Source organism: Streptomyces sp. NEAU-W12, from assembly GCF_026242095.1.
Lineage (GTDB): Bacteria > Actinomycetota > Actinomycetes > Streptomycetales > Streptomycetaceae > Streptomyces.
Map to the genome: position 1 here is coordinate 1 of NZ_JAPJDM010000106.1, position 672 is coordinate 672.

The 672-nt window shown below is 68.9% G+C and carries 1 pseudogene; it reads left to right on the forward strand.

Annotation, left to right across the window (positions count from 1 at the left end):
• A pseudogene (locus tag ORI94_RS35275) lies at positions 1–672 on the forward strand (hypothetical protein); the annotation flags it as partial.

Here is a 672-nt window from a genome sequence, read left to right on the forward strand (position 1 = left end):
GCGGTCGGGGCGCAGCATGTCAATGATGCGTCCGGTTTTATGGGGAAGTTCTCGGCCGGTGACGGTGCGGGGAAGGAGAAGCCTTCCACGGTCTCGGCCGGCTCGGCTGTGCCGGCGCCGGGGGTGGGGGTGGTGGGTGGTGTGGCGGCCGCCGCGCTCACCGGCACCAACTTCAATACGACTGACACCAGTACCACCGGTGTTTCCACGGCGGTGCCGGCCGGTGGCGCCCTCGATGAAGCGGCCACGGCTGATCTGCCCGCTGCCCCGCCGTCGGCTGCCGACCGTCCCGCCGTCACTACCGCTGTTCCCGGTCCCGGTGGTGAGGTCACCACCGATGGGCCGCACACCAGCGGTACCGCCCTGCCTGTCTCTTCCTCCTCTTTCTTCCAGGACACCGGCGGTGCCTCTGCCGCCTCTCCCGCCGCACCGTCTCCCTCGCCCACTGTCGGCGAGGCTCACTACTCCGGCGACTTCGAGGACAATGCCTCGCTCTTCAGCGACGTCAGCTCCCTCAGCGACTTCGAGGACAATGCCTCGCTCTTCAGCGACGTCAGCTCCCTCAGCGACGCCGGTGATGACAGTGATGTCTGGTCGGTTGCCAGTGACGACACGGTGGTCGCCGAGCCCGACACCGCCGGGCCCGACACCGCCGGTGCCGGCAGTGGTGTG